Source organism: Streptomyces sp. NPDC050416 (genome assembly GCF_044458845.1).
GTDB lineage: Bacteria > Actinomycetota > Actinomycetes > Streptomycetales > Streptomycetaceae > Streptomyces.
Genome location: NZ_JBITII010000007.1, coordinates 51,297 through 66,955 on the forward strand (window position 1 = coordinate 51,297; position 15,659 = coordinate 66,955).

Sequence of the window (15,659 nt, forward strand, 5' to 3'; positions counted from 1 at the left end):
TTCCCGACCGGGCGCCACAGCCGTGTTCCGCCGCATTCGGGAGACCGATGAATTCACGCCCGGACCTGCGTTGTTATTTCCCTCACCACGCCGTCCGTCCGAAATTCAAAGAGCTGTTGCCTAATATTGGCCAGGACACGCCACACGGAGGGGAGCGGTGACCGTGCCACGGGACTTCCAGGAGCCTCCCAGGAGCCGCCCCGACGTGGTCATCGGCCGGGAGGACCTGTTCACGTCGGCGCGTGAGCAGCTCGGCCGAGGCGGCAGTGTGCTGCTCCACGGCCCCGCGGGAATTGGGAAATCGACGGTCCTGCGGGCGCTGGCCGCCGATTACGCCGGTGCGGCCCGGACCGTGTTGCGCTGCTCGGCCACCGAGTCCGAATCCCACCTGCCGTTCCTGGCGCTGGCCGATCTGTTCGGCCTGGTCCTGGACGACGTCTCCGGCGCGCTGCCCGCCGCCCAGCGCACCGCGCTGGAGTCCGCGCTCACCGGGCGCGGCGAATCCACCCTCCAGCGCGACGGACTCGCGCTGCGCCTCGCCGTGCTGTCGGCGCTGCGCGCGCTGGCCGCCGAGGGCCCGGTGCTGGTCGTCGCCGACGATCTGCAGTGGCTGGACGCGGCCAGCGCCGAACTGCTCGGTTTCGCCGCGCGTCGGCTGGGCGACACGCCCGTGCAGATGCTGTGCGCGGTGCGGACCGAGGGCCAGGAGTACGACCGCCATCTACGCGCGTCTCCGCCCGACACGCTCGCCGTCCGGCTGGGCCCGCTGTCCCGCACGCAGGTCTCCGCGCTGCTCGACCACCGCGGCTACACCCCCCTGTCCCGCTCCACGATCCGCGACATCCACCGCACCAGCGGCGGCAACCCTCTCTTCGCGCTGGAACTGGGCCGCGCCCTCGCCGAGAGCCCGACCCGGCCCCGGCCAGGCGAGCCGCTGCCGGTGCCCACCTCGCTGCGGGCGCTGGTGCTGAGCCGGCTGGAGATGCTGTCGGACGAGGCGCGCCGCACTCTGCTGGTGGCCAGTGCCGGTGCCCGTCCCACGCTGGCGCTGCTGCACGCGGCCGGCCGGGAGCACGCCGAGGCCGAGACCGCCCAGGCCGCGGCGCTAGGGCTGCTCGCCACCGAGGGGGAGGGTCCCGCCGTACGGTTCGCGCATCCGCTGATCTCGGCCGCGCTGTACGCGGAGGCCCCGGCGCAGGAGCGGCGGGCCGTGCACGCGGCGCTGTCCACGGCGGCCTCCGACCCGATCGAGCGGGCCCGCCATCTGGCCCTGGCGACCACGGGCACCGACCCGGAGGTGGCGGCCCGGCTCGCCGAGGCCGCCGCGCTGGCCCGGGACCGCGGGGCGCCGTCGATGGCCGCCTCGCTCGGGCTGCTCGCGGCCCGGCACACCCCGGCGGACAGTGCGCCCGGCCCGGACGAGCGGCGGCTCCAGGCCGCGGAGGACGCGATCACCGCCGGCGAGGCCGACCTCGCCCGGGACATCGCCCGGGACGTGCTGACCCGGGCCAGCGTGCCCGCGGAGCGCGTGCGGGCCTGGATGGTGGTCATCGAGGCGGCCGGGCAGGCGCTCGGCGACGTCGACGCCGTCTTCCCGCAGGCCCTGGCCGACGCCGGCGACGACCCGCGGCTGCTCGCCCTGGTCCACTACCAGCTGGCCTGGCGCGGCCTGGTCGTGGAGGGCGACTTCGCCGAGGCCCGGCAGGAGGCCGCGCACGCGGCGGAGCTCGCCGCGCGCGGCGAGGACCGGCGCACCGAGCTGATGGCGCTGTCCTTCCAGGCCTCCACCGAGACCCTGATGGGCCACCCGGACGCGCCCGCGACCGTCAAGCGGGCGCTGAAGGAGCCGCAGGACCCGTATGTGGCCTGCCATCACAACGGCGCCGGCTCGGCCCGGTTCCGCTGGCTGATCATGAGCGACCAGCTGCCCGAGGCGCGGGCGACCATCACCGCGCTGCTGCGTGAGGTGCGCAGGCGCGGCATGGTCGAGAGCGAGGTGCACTTCCTGCGCTTCCTCGCCGACACGGAACTGCGCTCCGGGCACTGCGGCCGGGCCCTGGACCTGGCCCGTGAGAGCCTGCGGCTCGCCCGGGACGCCGGGATCGGCGAGGGCGCCTCCGCCATGCTCGCCTCCCTCGCGGAGGCCTCCGGCGGGGACGTCGACCGGGCGCTGGCCCTCGCCCGTGAGGCGGCCGACCACGCCGAGGTCGACGGCGACCAGATGTATCTGTCCCGGGCACTGGCGGCCCTGGGCTACGCCCAGTCGGTGGCCGGGGACCCGGCGGGCGCGGTCCGTTCGCTGCGCCGGGTGCGCGAGCTGGAGCAGGGCCTCGGCATCAACGACCCGGCGCGCGGCCGCTGGCACGGCGACCTCGCCGAGGCCCTGGTGCGCGTCGGAGAGCCGGGCGAGGCCCAGGACGTCATCGACACGGCACGGGTGCACGCGCTGCGGCTGGGCCGGGAGAGCGTGCTGGCCGTCCTCGACCGGGCCGAGGCGCTGGTGCGGGCGGCCCGCGGCGAGCACGAGGCCGCCCTGGTCCGGCTGACGTCCGTGCAGGACCGGCTCGGCCGGCTGGGCTACGGCCTGGAGGAGGCCCGTGCCGCCTTCGCGCTGGCCCGGCTGCGCGCCCAGACCGCCGCTTTCCCCCGCGCCGGCGGCACTCCCCTGCCGGGGCCGGCGTCGTACGACGAGGCCGCCCGGCTGTTCCGGCGCTGCCGGGCGCTGCCCTGGCTGCGGCAGGTCGACGCGGCCGCCGCTGCCGGTCCCGCGGCGGTGGAGCCGGCCTCCGCCGCACCACCCGTCGCGCTCGACGCGCTGGAGGGCCTCGCGGCGATGGAGCGTCAGGTGGCCTCGCTGGTGATGGAGGGCGCGACCAACCGGGAGATCGCGGCCCGGCTGTTCATCAGCGTCAAGACCGTCGAGGCGACCCTGACCCGGGTCTACCGGAAGCTGGGGATCCGTTCCCGGGTGGACATCGTCCGGCTGGCGGCGGGCCGGCGCACGACCTGACCCACCCGCGTCCACCGGGTCCGTTGGCCCGACCGAGGGTTTTCCCTGCCCAACTCCCTTAGGGGGTTCCCTCATTGGGAGCCCGCCGTCGCGGGCTCTAGCTTTGCCGTGTGCCGCTCGCCGGGCACACGGAGATCCGAACAACGGCGTCAGGGTCACCGTGCACCACCACCCGCGCGACCCCCCACCGGCAACTCCCCGAGGAGACCCATGTTCGGGTTCGACCGTGCCAGGAAAGCCGCCGCCGTCGCCACCGCGACCGCTGCCGCCGCCACCGCGCTGCTCGCCGCTCCCTCCGCCGTCGCAGCGCCCCAGCCGATCGTCGGCGGCACCACCACCACGACGACCGCGTACCCGTTCGTCATGCAGATCACGGACGCCTCGCAGAGCCAGTTCTGCGGCGGCACGCTGGTCTCGCCCACGAAGGTCGTCACCGCCGCCCACTGCATGGTCGGCGAGACCACCGGCAGCGTGCGCGTCGTCGGCGGCCGCACCTACCTCAACGGCACCAACGGCACGGTCGGCAAGGTCAGCAAGATCTGGATCCACCCGAACTACACCGGCGTCACCAACGGCGAGGACGTGGCCGTGCTGACGCTGTCGACGTCGATGCCGTACACGCCGGCGAAGTACGTCTCCTCCTCGCAGACCTCGGTGTACGCGGCCGGCACCACCGCCCGCATCCTCGGCTGGGGCACCACCTCCTCCAACGGCAGCGCCTCCAACCAGCTGCGCACCGCGACCGTACCGACCGTGTCCGACTCCAGTTGTGCGAGCTCCTACGGCTCCGACTTCGTGAAGAGCGACATGGTGTGCGCCGGAAAGACCTCCGGCGGCGTGGACACCTGCCAGGGCGACAGCGGCGGCCCCCTGCTCATCGGGGGCGTCCTGGCAGGCATCACTTCCTGGGGCGAGGGCTGCGCCCAGGCCGGTTACCCGGGTGTCTACACCCGGCTGACCACCTTCTCCAACCTGGTCACGACGCAGATCAACTCGTAACCGGGCAAAGCTCCTGATTACCCCTCAGGTGACAGACCAGGGGGGGGGGGGGGGGGGGGGGGGGGGGGGGGGGGGCCCCCCCCCCCCCCCCCCCCCCCCCCCCCCCCTCTCCATGTCACCGGCCGGATTCAAGTGCTTGAACGGCGGCGGATGGGAGTGATGTCCGTGGTTTCCGCCGACCGTCTTCTCGCCTTCGCCGTGATGTCACTCCTGGTCATCGTGATCCCTGGACCCAGCGTGCTGTTCGTCATCGGCCGGGCCCTCGCCCACGGCCGCCGCACCGCCGTGGCGACGGCCCTCGGCAATGTCGTCGGCTCCTACCTGCTGGTCGTGGCGATCGCGGTCGGGATCGGCTCGCTGGTCGAGCGGTCGGTGACGGTGCACCTGACGGTGAAGCTGGCGGGTGCCGCGTGTCTGGTGTACCTGGGCGTGCAGGCCGTCCGGCACCGCGGGGAACTGAAGGCGTCACAGATCGCCACCGGGTCGACCGGACAGGCTCGCGGCGATTTCCGGACGCTCCTGGACGGGGTCCTCGTCGGCGTCACCAATCCGAAGGGCGTGGTGTTCTTCGCCGCCGTCCTGCCGCAGTTCGTGGACCACTCGGCGGGCCATATGCCCTTGCAATTGCTGCTGTTGGGCCTCGTACCGATCTCGATCGGCCTCGTCACGGACACGCTGCGGGGCCTGACCGCGTCATCGGCCCGCACCTGGTTCGCCCACTCGGACCGTCGCCTGTCGCTGATCGGCGGGGCGGGCGGCTGCACGATGATCGGCCTGGGCGTGACGGTCGCGGTGACGGGCAGGGCGGACCGACACGCCGCGTCGCCTACGCCCGTACGGCACCGAAGCGGATGTCGTACGAGGCTTCCGGGTGCATCACCCGCAGCATCCGCTCCCCCTCGGTGGTGACCTCGTCCCGCTGGGCCCTGGTGAGGCGGCCGAAGGGCTCGATGACGAGTGCGTGTTCCTCCAGTCGCCACAGGCCCGCGAGGAATCCATCGACGAGGAGGGTGCGGTGGGCGATGTTGCCCTGCCAGGCGCGGCCCCGGTACTCGGGCGGGACGACGCGGGTGCGGTCGGCGTGGGAGAGCAGCAGGTTGTCGAACTCGGGCAGGAAGCGCGGCGGGGCCGGGGTGTCCGGGTCGGGGCGGGGGGCGTCCGGCAGGTCGAAGAGCTCGGCGCCGGTCTCGTCCCGGAAGGTGACCAGTCGCGGGCGGAGACGTTCGAAGGCGTCGCGCAGGCGGGTCAGTCCGGCCCAGGTCTGCATGTCCCGCACGGAGGCCGGGCCGAAAGCGGCGAGGTAGCGCAGGACGACCGCGTCGGGTGTGGCGGCCGGTCCGGCGGGACGGCCCAGCCAGTGCTCGGCGGTGGTCACAGTGACCTGCCCGCTTTGGCCCCACAGGCCGCGCGGGGTCACCTGCACGAGCGGCAGCCGGCACCGGGCGGCGACGGACAGGGCCTGCGGGTCGGCGTCCGGCCACTCCTGGAGCAGGGCCTCGCGCAGTTGCTTCATGGTGCGGGGCTCGGTCTCGACGAGGTCGCGGGCGAGGGCGGTGAGCCGGTCCAGGTCGACACCGGCGAGTCCCTTGCGGAAGTTCGTCAGCTCCCGGTCCCGGGCGGGCTGCACCAGCGGACGCAGCGTGAGGCAGTCGTCCGCGGTGTGGGTGTGGATGGTGGAGCGCAGGGTGACGATCCGGACGACCTCGCGGTCGGCCATCAGCCGGGACAGCGCCTCGGGGGTGAATCCGTCGAGGCGGGCGGCGAGCGCGTAGTACGGGGGCTTGACGTTCTGCGCCTGGAGACCGACCAGGTGCTCGACGGCCGCGGCGGCGGAGATCCGGGCCGGCCGCAGGAGCAACTGGCGGTCGAGGGTGGCGCGGTTGAGGGCCCGGGTACCGAGGTGGGGTGCCGCGCCGGCGACGCTCCGCTTGGTGTTCGTCATACGGGCACGGTAGCGAGAGTTGCGGACAGGTTCTGGCCGCGATGGCCGAGTCTCCCAGGAGCCGGCGGTATTCCGGGCGCGGCGGGGTAATGGGGACCTTTGTCAGCCGCCAGTTGAGAAGGAGCCGAGGATGACCGACGACGCCTACCTGTTCCTGCTTGACGACGCGTCCGCGCGGCTCGGCGTGGCCCCCGCCGCCGTCGGGGAGCTCGCCTGCATGGAGACTCCCGCGGTACGCGCCTGGCTGGACGCCCAGGGAAGCACGCCGGCCTCCCCCCACCTGCGCCTGCTGCCGCCGGAGGAGACGGCGGCCATTCCCGAGGGGGCGGAACGGCTGCCCGTCCCGCTGAGCGACGAGGAACTGAGCCGGGTCCGCCACGAGATGGCACCGGAGCCGCTCGCGCGGGTCGAGGAGGAGCTGCTCGCCTACCGCGACTGCGCGGACGGGCGGGACGGCCTGATCGGACGCGCGCTGGCCGCCGGCGTGCCACCGCGCCGCATCGTCGAACTGACCGGGGTGGACCCCGCGACGGTGACCGCTGCGGCGAGCCCCTGAGGACGCTGCGGCTGCTCGGCCGGCGTCCGCTCACGGGCCGGGTCCCGGGTCCGGCTGGACGGCCGACTCGATGCCGGCGCGGGCCGCTTCAAGCTGGGCGGCGAACGCGATGCCGAGGAAGAGCGCGACGGCGGTGAGGTTGGCCCACAGCAGCAGGGCGATGAAGGCGGTGAGCGGCCCGTACACGGCGCCGAAGGCACCGCTCTCCTCGACGTACAGCGCGAGCAGCCAGGTGGCCGACACCCACAGCAGCAGATGCACGGCCGAACCGAAGGCCAGCCAGGTGTAGCCGGGCTGGACGCGGCGCGGCGACCAGCGGAAGATCACGGCGGAGGCCACCCAGGCCAGCACGAGCCCCACGGGGATGTCGAGCACGCCCCACCACCGCGACCCGCTGTCCGCCCAGCCGGCCGAGTCCGCCACGGCGTCGCCCACGGCCTCGCCGGCGACGAGGACGACGAACCCGAGCACCAGGGGCAGACCGGCGGCGAGCGCGAGAAGGATCGCCCGCCCGTACTTGCGCGGGAAGGGGCGGTCGCGCTCGATGCCGTAGATGCGGTTGGCGCCGCGCTCGATCTGACCCATGGCCGAGGCGAGGTTCAGCAGCGCGAAGCCCAGCCCGAGCCACAGGGCGAGCGTGCCCCAGACGTCGCCGTGCGCGGTGCGCCGCGTCCCTTCCAAGGCGTCCTCGACGATCTGCGCGCTGGCCCCCGGCACGATCCGGCCGAGCGTGAGCTCGATGACCCGGCCCACGCCCTCCGTGTGCACCGACGTGGCGAGACCGACGAGTGCCACGGTGCACGGGACCAGCCCGAGCACGACCTGGAAGGCGAGGGCCCGCGCGTTGGTGAAGCCGTCGGCGTACCTGAACCGTGCGAAGGAGTCGGTCAGCAGCCGCAGTCCTCCGTAGTGGCGCAGGGCGGTGAACGCCTCGTCTCCGGAGAGCTCGTCTCCGATCATGTCCCGGGTCTGCGGGACGTGGACGGCGGTACCCATGGTGTGCACACTCCTTGCTGTAAGACCGAGCCGTACGGAGGGGAGATCGGGATCACAGAAACGGCGAGGGAAAGGTCACAGCCTCGTCCACTGCTGCTCCTCTGTGTCCGTGTCCTAGCATCCGAGCATGACGGTCCTGCCTGACGACGGGCTCGAGCTGGCCGGCGACTTCCCTGATGTGCCCCATGAGCAGTGGCAGCGCCTTGTGGCGGGTGTGCTGCGCAAGTCGGGCAAGGAAGTGGAGGGCGCCGAGGCCGAGGAAGCCCTGTCCACCGCGCTGGAGGACGGGTTGCGCACCCGGCCTCTCTACACCGCGCACGACACCGCGCCCGAGCCGGGCCTGCCCGGATTCGCTCCCTTCGTGCGGGGCGGCCGGGCCGAGGGGAACGCGCTCGGCGGCTGGGACGTACGGCAGCGGCACACGGTGGCCGACGGCGGCGCGGTGCTCGCGGACCTGGAGAACGGCGTCACCTCCCTGTGGCTGGCCGTGGGGGAAGGCGGCATCCCGGTGCCGGAGCTCGGCCGGGTCCTCGACGGCGTCTTTCTCGACCTTGCCCCCGTCGTCCTCGACGCGGGGAGTGAGACCGGGCCCGCCGCGCGGGAGTTGCTGCGGCTGTACGAGGAGCGCGGTGTCGCCCCGGAGGCGGCGCGCGGCAATCTGGGCGCCGACCCGCTGGGCCAGGAGGCCCGCAGCGGGCAGGAGGGCGACTTCGCTACGGCGATGGAGTTCGCGCGGCTGTGTGCCGAGGGGTACCCGGGGCTGCGGGCGCTGACCGTGGACGCGCTGCCGTACCACGAGGCCGGCGGTTCGGCCGCCCAGGAGCTGGGCTGCTCGCTGGCCACGGGCGTGGCGTATCTGCGGGACCTCACCGAGGCCGGGATGAGCGTCGGACAGGCCTGTGCGCAGCTGGAGTTCCGGTACGCGGCGACCGCCGACCAGTTCCTGACGATCGCCAAGCTGCGGGCCGCGCGCCGGCTGTGGGCGCGCGTCGCCGAGGTCTGTGGAGCGCCGCGCGCGGGAACGCAGCTCCAGCACGTCGTCACCTCCCCGGTGATGATGACGCGCCGCGACCCGTGGGTGAACATGCTGCGCACGACCATCGCCACGCTGGCCGCCGGCGCGGGCGGGGCCGACGCGGTCACCGTGCTGCCCTTCGACCACGCCCTCGGCCTGCCGGACGCGTTCGCGCGCCGTATCGCCCGCAACACGTCCACGATCCTCATCGAGGAGTCGCACCTCGCCCGGGTGATCGACCCGGCGGGCGGCTCCTGGTACGTGGAGCGGCTCACCGACGAACTGGCCCACGCGGGCTGGGAGTTCTTCCGGCGGATCGAGCGGCTCGGCGGCCAGGCGGCGGCCCTGCGGTCGGGGGACCTCGCGCGGGACCTGGCCGACACCTGGCAGGCCCGCCGTAAGAAGCTGGCCACCCGGCGCGAACCCGTCACGGGCGTCAGCGAGTTCCCGCACCTCGCGGAGAAGCCGGTGGCCCGCCAGAGCGCGCCCGAGCCGCCCTCCGGCGGGCTGCCGCGCGTGCGCCGCGACGAGGAGTTCGAGGCGCTGCGCGCCCGCTCCGACGCCCACCTCGCCGCGACCGGCTCCCGGCCCCGGATCTTCCTCGCCGCGATCGGCCCGGCCGCCGCCCACACCGCACGCCTCACCTTCGCCTCGAACCTCTTCCAGGCGGGCGGCATCGAGCCCGTCACGGACGGCGCCTTCGAGGACAGCGGCGCGACGGAGGCCGTGCTGTGCTCCAGCGACGCGCTGTACGAGGAGAAGGCTTCGGAGGTGGCCGCCGAACTGCGGTCGGCCGGCGCCTCGCACGTGTTCCTCGCGGGCCGTCCCGGGCAGTACGCCGGTGTCGACGCGTACGTCTTCGCGGGCTGCGACGCAGTGGCCGTGCTCTCCGCGACCCTCGACCGCATGGGAGTGTCCTGATGACCGCCCCCTCCGACCGTTCCGTCCCCGACTTCTCCGGGATCGAGCTGGGGACCCCGTCCCCGGACGGCGGCCCCGACGAGTGGCGTACGGCGGTCAAGAACGCCTCCGGCGGCGACGACCTGCTCTGGGAGACCCCGGAGGGCATCGCGGTCAAGCCGCTGTACACCGGGCGCGACCTGGAGGGCCTGGACTTCCTGGAGACGTATCCGGGCGCGGCGCCGTATCTGCGCGGCCCGTACCCGACGATGTACGTCAACCAGCCCTGGACGATCCGTCAGTACGCCGGTTTCTCCACGGCCGAGGAGTCCAACGCCTTCTACCGGCGCAACCTGGCGGCCGGGCAGAAGGGCCTGTCGGTCGCCTTCGACCTGCCCACGCACCGGGGTTACGACAGCGACCACCCGCGGGTGACCGGTGACGTCGGCATGGCGGGCGTGGCGATCGACTCGATCTACGACATGCGTCAGCTGTTCGACGGGATCCCGCTGGACAAGATGACGGTGTCGATGACGATGAACGGTGCCGTGCTGCCGGTGCTGGCGCTGTACATCGTCGCGGCGGAGGAGCAGGGCGTGCCGCCTACGATGCTGGCGGGGACCATTCAGAACGACATCCTCAAGGAGTTCATGGTCCGCAACACCTACATCTATCCGCCGAAGCCGTCGATGCGGATCATCTCCGACATCTTCGCCTTCACCTCGCAGCGGATGCCGCGCTACAACTCCATCTCCATCTCCGGCTACCACATCCAGGAGGCGGGTGCGACGGCCGACCTGGAGCTGGCGTACACGCTCGCGGACGGTGTGGAGTACATCCGGGCGGGCCGTGAAGCCGGCCTGGACGTGGACGCGTTCGCGCCCCGGCTGTCCTTCTTCTGGGCGATCGGCATGAACTTCTTCATGGAGGTCGCCAAGCTGCGGGCGGCGCGCCTGCTGTGGGCGAAGCTGGTGAGGCAGTTCGACCCGAAGAACGCCAAGTCCCTGTCCCTGCGCACCCATTCGCAGACCTCCGGCTGGTCGCTGACCGCGCAGGACGTGTTCAACAACGTCACGCGCACCTGCGTCGAGGCGATGGCGGCCACCCAGGGCCACACCCAGTCGCTGCACACCAACGCCCTCGACGAGGCACTGGCCCTGCCCACCGACTTCTCGGCGCGCATCGCCCGGAACACGCAGCTGCTGCTCCAGCAGGAGTCCGGCACGACCCGCGTGATCGACCCGTGGGGCGGCAGCGCGTACGTGGAGAAGCTGACGTACGACCTCGCCCGGCGGGCCTGGCAGCACATCCAGGAAGTCGAAGCCGCGGGCGGCATGGCGAAGGCCATCGACGCGGGCATTCCCAAGCTGCGCATCGAGGAGGCCGCGGCCCGTACGCAGGCCCGGATCGACTCGGGCCGGCAGCCGGTCATCGGCGTCAACAAGTACCGCGTCGAGACCGACGAGCAGATCGACGTCCTGAAGGTCGACAACTCCTCTGTGCGCGCCCAGCAGATCGAGAAGCTGCGGCGGCTGCGGGAGGAGCGGGACGAGACGGCGTGCCGGGACGCGCTGGAGGCGCTGACCCGGGCCGCCGCGGGCGAGGGCAACCTGCTGGAGCTGGCGGTGCGCGCGGCCCGCGCGAAGGCGACCGTCGGGGAGATCTCCGACGCCCTCGAGAAGGTGTACGGACGGCACGCGAGTCAGATCCGTACGATCTCCGGCGTGTACCGCAACGAAGCAGGGGAGTCCCCGTCCGTGGACCGCACCCGAGCCCTGGTCTGCGACTTCGAGGAGGCCGAGGGCCGCCGCCCGCGCATCCTGGTCGCGAAGATGGGCCAGGACGGCCACGACCGCGGCCAGAAGGTGATCGCGACCGCCTTCGCCGACCTCGGCTTCGACGTGGACGTCGGCCCGCTGTTCCAGACCCCGGCCGAGGTGGCCCGGCAGGCCGTCGAGGCGGACGTGCACATCGTCGGCGTCTCGTCGCTGGCGGCCGGCCACCTCACCCTCGTCCCGGCGCTGCGCGAGGCGCTGGCCGAGGAGGGGCGCGAGGACATCATGATCGTGGTCGGCGGGGTGATCCCGCCGCAGGACGTGCCGACGCTGCTGGAGATGGGCGCGGCGGCGGTCTTCCCGCCCGGGACGGTGATCCCGGACGCGGCGTACGACCTGGTGAAGCGGCTGTCGGACGGACTCGGGCACGACCTGTGATCGATGTCGACGCGTATGTGAAGGGCGTACTCGACGGGAAGCGGGCGATCATCGCCCGGGCCATCACGCTCGTCGAGTCGACCCGCCCCCAGCACCGGGTGCTGGCCCAGGAGTTGCTGACCGCGCTGCTGCCGCACAGCGGGCGCGCCCGGCGGATCGGGGTCAGCGGGGTGCCGGGCGTGGGCAAGTCGACGTTCATCGACGCGTTCGGCACGATGCTGACGGGGCTCGGGCACCGGGTGGCCGTGCTCGCCGTCGACCCGTCCTCCAGCCGTACCGGCGGCTCGATCCTCGGCGACAAGACGCGCATGGAGCGGCTGGCCGTGGACCCGGCGGCGTTCGTCCGCCCCTCCCCCACCGCGGGCACGCTGGGCGGCGTCGCCAAGGCGACCCGTGAGTCGATCGTGGTGATGGAGGCGGCGGGCTACGACGTCGTCCTGGTGGAGACGGTCGGCGTCGGCCAGTCCGAGACCGCGGTCGCGAACATGGTCGACTCCTTCCTGCTGCTCACCCTCGCCCGCACGGGCGACCAGCTCCAGGGCATCAAGAAGGGCGTCCTGGAACTGGCCGACGTGATCGCCGTGAACAAGGCGGACGGCCCGCACGAGCGCGACGCCCGTGCCGCCGCGCGCGAGCTGGCGGGCGCGCTGCGGCTGATGCACGGCAAGGACGCGTTCTGGACCCCACCCGTGCTCAGTTGCAGCGCCCGTGAGTCGAGCGGCCTGGACACGGTATGGGAGCGCCTCGAACAGCACCGCACGCTGCTGGACTCCACCGGCCGCCTCACCGCCAAGCGCCGTGACCAGCAGGTCGACTGGACCTGGACGATGGTCCGCGACGAGCTCCTCGGGCGCCTGCACGCGGACCCGGCGGTGCGGGCGCTGGCGCCCGTGCTGGAGCAGCGAGTACGGGAGGGTGAGCTCACCCCGACGCTGGCCGCCGAGCGGATCCTCGGCGCGCTCGGCGGTGGCTCCGAGGCGGCTGGTTCCTAGACCGGAAGCAACCGGAACCGCGAATTCTCATACCCGGCTTGCATGACTATGCAAAGTGATACATACTCTTTCTATGTCCAAGGTCCTCACCTCCCTGCCCGCCGGCGAGCGCGTCGGCATCGCCTTCTCGGGCGGTCTCGACACCTCCGTCGCGGTCGCGTGGATGCGCGACAAGGGCGCCGTCCCGTGCACCTACACCGCCGACATCGGCCAGTACGACGAGCCCGACATCGCGTCGGTGCCCGGCCGTGCGAAGACCTACGGGGCCGAGATCGCGCGCCTGGTCGACTGCCGTGCCGCGCTGGTCGAGGAGGGCCTGGCGGCGCTGACCTGCGGCGCGTTCCACATCCGCTCGGGCGGGCGGGCGTACTTCAACACCACCCCGCTCGGCCGTGCCGTCACGGGCACGCTGCTGGTGCGCGCGATGCTCGAGGACGACGTCCAGATCTGGGGCGACGGCTCGACCTTCAAGGGCAACGACATCGAGCGGTTCTACCGCTACGGCCTGCTCGCCAACCCGCACCTGCGGATCTACAAGCCCTGGCTGGACGCGGCGTTCGTGACCGAGCTCGGCGGCCGCAAGGAGATGTCGGAGTGGCTGCTCGCCCACGGGCTGCCCTACCGCGACAGCACGGAGAAGGCGTACTCCACCGACGCCAACATCTGGGGCGCCACGCACGAGGCGAAGACCCTGGAGCACCTGGACACTGGCGTCGAGACCGTCGAGCCGATCATGGGTGTGAGGTTCTGGGACCCCGAGGTCGACATCGCCACCGAGGACGTGACGATCGGCTTCGAGCAGGGCCGCCCCGTGACGATCAACGGCAAGGAGTTCTCCTCCCCCGTCGACCTGGTCATGGAGGCCAACGCCATCGGCGGCCGGCACGGCCTGGGCATGTCGGACCAGATCGAGAACCGGATCATCGAGGCCAAGAGCCGAGGCATCTACGAGGCCCCGGGCATGGCCCTGCTGCACGCCGCGTACGAGCGTCTGGTCAACGCGATCCACAACGAGGACACCCTCGCCCAGTACCACACCGAGGGCCGGCGGCTCGGCCGGCTGATGTACGAGGGCCGCTGGCTGGACCCGCAGGCGCTGATGATCCGCGAGTCGCTCCAGCGGTGGGTCGGCGCGGCCGTCACCGGCGAGGTGACGCTGCGGCTGCGGCGCGGTGAGGACTACTCGATCCTCGACACGACCGGCCCGGCGTTCAGCTACCACCCGGACAAGCTGTCCATGGAGCGCACCGAGGACTCCGCGTTCGGCCCGGTGGACCGGATCGGCCAGCTCACCATGCGCAACCTGGACATCGCCGACTCGCGCGCCAAGCTGGAGCAGTACGCCGGCATCGGCCTGATCGGCACCGGCAGCCCGACCATCGGCGCCTCCCAGGCGGCCGCGACCGGGCTGATCGGCACCATGCCGGAGCTGCCGCAGGGCGGCGCCGAGGCCATCGCCTCCCGGGGCGCGGTCTCCGAGGAGGACGCGTGGCTGGACCGCGCCGCGATGGACTCCGGCACGGACTGAGCCCACGCAGGGACCCGAAAGGCCGGCTCGACGGTGTCGAGCCGGCCTTTCCGTTCGGATCCCCGGTGGATCAGCGGGACGTGCCCGCCATCTCCTTCACCGGTGCGTCCAGAGCGTCGAGGCTGCGCAGGATGTCCTCCACGCGCTGCTTGGCGTCGCCGAAGAGCATCTGGCTGTTCTCCCGGAAGAACAGCGGGTTCTGCACACCCGCGTACCCGGCGGCCATCGACCGCTTGAAGACGACCACGTTGGCCGCCTCCCACACGTGCAGCACCGGCATGCCGGCGATGGGGCTGGCCGGGTTGTCGGTGGCGGCCGGGTTGACCGTGTCGTTCGCGCCGATGACCAGGACGACCGAGGTGTCGGCGAAGTCGTCGTTGATCTCGTCCATTTCCAGGACGATGTCGTACGGCACGTTCGCCTCGGCGAGCAGCACGTTCATGTGCCCGGGCAGCCGGCCGGCGACGGGGTGGATGCCGAAGCGCACCTCGACGCCCCGCTCGCGCAGCTTGCGCGCCAGTTCGGCCACCGGGTACTGGGCTTGGGCGACCGCCATGCCGTAGCCCGGCGTGATGATCACCGAGGAGGCGTCGCGCAGCAGTTCCGCGGTCTCCTCCGCGCTGATCTCCCGGTGCTCCCCGTGCTCGCCGTCGTCGGCCGCCGCGGCCGGGGTGCCGAAGCCGCCCGCGATCACCGAGATGAAGGAGCGGTTCATCGCCTTGCACATGATGTACGACAGGTAGGCACCGGAGGAGCCGACCAGCGCGCCGGTGACGATCAGCAGGTTGTTGGCGAGCAGGAAGCCCGAGGCGGCGGCGGCCCAGCCGGAGTAGCTGTTGAGCATGGAGACGACCACCGGCATGTCACCGCCGCCGATGGAGGCGACCAGGTGCGCGCCCAGGGCGAGGGCGATGACGGTGACCGCGATGAGGAGACCCAGGTTCGGGCGTGCCACGAACGCGATGGTCAGCCCGACGAAGGCGACCAGGGCCCCGATGTTCAAAACGTGCTTGCCGGGCAGCGTCAGCGGCCGCGAGTCGATGCGTGCCGAGAGCTTCAGGTACGCGACGACGGAACCCGTGAAGGTGACGGCGCCGATGAACACCCCGATGAACACCTCGGCGTGGTGGATGCCGAGCAGCGAACCGGTGAGCCCGGCGTCGACGTCGAGGTAGCCGTTCCAGCCGACGAACGTGGCGGCGAGGCCGACGAGGCTGTGCATGATGGCGATCAGCTCGGGCATCCCGGTCATCTCGACCACCCGCGCCCGCCACAGTCCGATGCCCGCGCCGATGGCGGTGGCGACGGCGATCAGCACGAGACCGGTGGCGGTGATGTCCTTCGACGCGAGGCCGACGGTGGCGGCCAGCGCGACGACCATGCCCGCGATGCCCCAGACGACTCCCGAGCGGGAGGTCCGGTGCTGCGAGAGCCCGGCGAGGCTGAGGATGAACAGCAGCGCGGCGACGACGTAGGCGGCTTCTGAGGCCGTGACTGTGGTCATCCGT

Annotated in this window: 11 protein-coding genes; 8 read left to right on the top strand and 3 right to left on the bottom strand. The window is 72.4% G+C overall.

Annotation, left to right across the window (positions count from 1 at the left end; all coding sequences use genetic code 11):
• The first annotated feature begins 157 nt into the window (after window positions 1–157).
• The 3 genes from ACIBL4_RS22420 to ACIBL4_RS22430 all read left to right on the top strand — a co-directional run bounded on the left by ACIBL4_RS22420 (window position 158) and on the right by ACIBL4_RS22430 (window position 4,918).
• Entirely contained in the window at window positions 158–3,010 is a 2,853-nt protein-coding gene (locus ACIBL4_RS22420) for an AAA family ATPase (protein ID WP_399412706.1), read from the top strand.
• Between the two features lie 210 nt (window positions 3,011–3,220).
• A complete protein-coding gene (locus ACIBL4_RS22425) occupies window positions 3,221–4,009 on the top strand; it encodes a S1 family peptidase (RefSeq protein ID WP_399412708.1) in 789 nt (262 codons plus the stop codon).
• Between the two features lie 165 nt (window positions 4,010–4,174).
• Window positions 4,175–4,918 (top strand): LysE family translocator, encoded by a 744-nt coding sequence (locus ACIBL4_RS22430; RefSeq protein ID WP_399413477.1) that lies wholly within the window; start codon window positions 4,175–4,177, stop codon window positions 4,916–4,918.
• Here the strand turns inward: ACIBL4_RS22430 and ACIBL4_RS22435 are convergent.
• Window positions 4,836–5,951: a winged helix DNA-binding domain-containing protein gene (locus ACIBL4_RS22435; RefSeq protein ID WP_399412710.1), complete on the bottom strand. Its 1,116-nt coding sequence runs from the start codon at window positions 5,949–5,951 to the stop codon at window positions 4,836–4,838. The genes ACIBL4_RS22430 and ACIBL4_RS22435 overlap by 83 nt on opposite strands.
• 130 nt (window positions 5,952–6,081) lie before the next feature.
• On the opposite strand from ACIBL4_RS22435, the gene ACIBL4_RS22440 reads away from it, so the two are divergent.
• Complete coding sequence (locus ACIBL4_RS22440; protein WP_399412712.1) at window positions 6,082–6,507, top strand: DUF6003 family protein; 426 nt, start codon at window positions 6,082–6,084, stop codon at window positions 6,505–6,507.
• A gap of 30 nt (window positions 6,508–6,537) precedes the next feature.
• Here the strand turns inward: ACIBL4_RS22440 and ACIBL4_RS22445 are convergent, their stop codons facing one another.
• On the bottom strand, window positions 6,538–7,503 hold the full coding sequence (locus ACIBL4_RS22445; protein WP_399412714.1) for a YihY/virulence factor BrkB family protein: 966 nt from the start codon (window positions 7,501–7,503) through the stop codon (window positions 6,538–6,540).
• A gap of 127 nt (window positions 7,504–7,630) precedes the next feature.
• On the opposite strand from ACIBL4_RS22445, the gene ACIBL4_RS22450 reads away from it, so the two are divergent.
• The 4 genes from ACIBL4_RS22450 (at window position 7,631) to argG (ending at window position 14,151) form a co-directional block, all read left to right on the top strand.
• Window positions 7,631–9,439 carry a methylmalonyl-CoA mutase family protein gene (locus ACIBL4_RS22450; protein WP_399412716.1) on the top strand — a complete coding sequence of 603 codons (1,809 nt, stop codon included), beginning with the start codon at window positions 7,631–7,633 and terminating at the stop codon, window positions 9,437–9,439.
• Window positions 9,439–11,631, top strand: coding sequence for a methylmalonyl-CoA mutase (gene scpA / locus ACIBL4_RS22455; RefSeq protein ID WP_399412718.1), 2,193 nt, complete (start codon window positions 9,439–9,441; stop codon window positions 11,629–11,631). Before ACIBL4_RS22450 ends, scpA begins: the two co-directional genes overlap by 1 nt.
• Window positions 11,628–12,623: a methylmalonyl Co-A mutase-associated GTPase MeaB gene (meaB, locus tag ACIBL4_RS22460; RefSeq protein ID WP_399412720.1), complete on the top strand. Its 996-nt coding sequence runs from the start codon at window positions 11,628–11,630 to the stop codon at window positions 12,621–12,623. Before scpA ends, meaB begins: the two co-directional genes overlap by 4 nt.
• Before the next feature lie 73 nt (window positions 12,624–12,696).
• Window positions 12,697–14,151 carry an argininosuccinate synthase gene (gene argG / locus ACIBL4_RS22465; RefSeq protein ID WP_150483841.1) on the top strand — a complete coding sequence of 485 codons (1,455 nt, stop codon included), beginning with the start codon at window positions 12,697–12,699 and terminating at the stop codon, window positions 14,149–14,151.
• Between the two features lie 70 nt (window positions 14,152–14,221).
• On the opposite strand, the gene pntB is transcribed toward argG, so the two are convergent.
• Entirely contained in the window at window positions 14,222–15,655 is a 1,434-nt protein-coding gene (gene pntB, locus ACIBL4_RS22470; protein WP_399412723.1) for a Re/Si-specific NAD(P)(+) transhydrogenase subunit beta, read from the bottom strand.
• Window positions 15,656–15,659: the final 4 nt, after the last annotated feature.

Coding starts and splice junctions, on each gene's coding strand:
- scpA (WP_399412718.1), top strand. CDS start 9,439: ATGACCGCCCCCTCCGACCGTTCCGTCCCCGACTTCTCCGGGATCGAG.
- ACIBL4_RS22440 (WP_399412712.1), top strand. CDS start 6,082: ATGACCGACGACGCCTACCTGTTCCTGCTTGACGACGCGTCCGCGCGG.
- ACIBL4_RS22425 (WP_399412708.1), top strand. CDS start 3,221: ATGTTCGGGTTCGACCGTGCCAGGAAAGCCGCCGCCGTCGCCACCGCG.
- ACIBL4_RS22445 (WP_399412714.1), bottom strand. CDS start 7,503: ATGGGTACCGCCGTCCACGTCCCGCAGACCCGGGACATGATCGGAGAC.
- pntB (WP_399412723.1), bottom strand. CDS start 15,655: ATGACCACAGTCACGGCCTCAGAAGCCGCCTACGTCGTCGCCGCGCTG.
- ACIBL4_RS22435 (WP_399412710.1), bottom strand. CDS start 5,951: ATGACGAACACCAAGCGGAGCGTCGCCGGCGCGGCACCCCACCTCGGT.
- ACIBL4_RS22450 (WP_399412716.1), top strand. CDS start 7,631: ATGACGGTCCTGCCTGACGACGGGCTCGAGCTGGCCGGCGACTTCCCT.
- argG (WP_150483841.1), top strand. CDS start 12,697: ATGTCCAAGGTCCTCACCTCCCTGCCCGCCGGCGAGCGCGTCGGCATC.